The organism is Arhodomonas sp. KWT, from assembly GCF_010993615.1.
This window is the reverse complement of record NZ_WNXE01000800.1, coordinates 1-764: the sequence shown is the minus strand read 5'-3', so window position 1 is coordinate 764 and position 764 is coordinate 1. Positions and strand designations below refer to the sequence as shown.

Annotated in this window: 2 protein-coding genes; both read right to left on the bottom strand. The window is 68.7% G+C overall.

Annotation, left to right across the window (positions count from 1 at the left end):
• A partial coding sequence (locus G7A99_RS22500; RefSeq protein WP_163144248.1) for a TRAP transporter large permease subunit occupies positions 1 to 335 on the bottom strand: 335 nt, incomplete at its 3' end.
• Positions 328 to 764, bottom strand: a 437-nt coding sequence (locus tag G7A99_RS22495) for a TRAP transporter small permease (RefSeq protein ID WP_163144246.1), incomplete at its 5' end; no start/stop codon positions are given. The genes G7A99_RS22495 and G7A99_RS22500, both read right to left, overlap by 8 nt.

The window sequence follows — 764 nt, the reverse complement described above, 5'->3', positions numbered from 1 at the left end:
GCCGAGCCGGAGATCGCGCCGAAGAAGGTGCCGGCCGCCACCGTGGACATCGACAGCCCGCCGGGGAGGTGGCCGAACAGCGTCGCCGCGACCCGTACGAGCCGCCGCGAGAGCCCGCCGGCGCTCATCAGCTCGCCGGCGAGGATGAATCCGGGAATGGCCAGGAGACTGGTGACGGTGCTCCCGGCGATGAGCCGCTGGGCGAGGATCAGCGGATTGAGGTCCGCCATCCAGATGCCCACCGCGGTGAGCAGCCCGAGCGTGAATGCGATGGGGACGCCGAGCAGCAGCAGTACGAACAGCCCGACGATCAGTACCATACCGATCTCACCCATTGCCGTTACCCTCCATGCTGCGAATGGGTGTCGGGCGCAGCAGCAGTACCGCCGCGTGGAAGGCGATCAGCGCCCCGCCGACGGGCATCGCCGCGTTGCGCAGCCACAGCGGGTAGCGCATGGCCGGCGAGACCTGGTTCGCGGTGAAAAGCGCGAAGTTCCATCCCGTCCAGAGCATGATCAGCCCGAAGGTGAGCACGAGCAGCACGATCAGCCGCTCCAGCACCTCCGAGGCGGGCCCGGGCAGGGACTCGACCAGCAGGGTCACGCGCACGTGGGCCATGTCGCGGACCAGTGCGCTTGCGAACAGGAACACCGTCCAGGTGAACGCCAGCAGCGCGACCTCGCCGCTCCAGACCAGCGAGTCGCCGAGCACGTAGCGGTAGAAGACGCCGAGCAGGAGGCTGCCGATCATCACCAGCGCCGTCG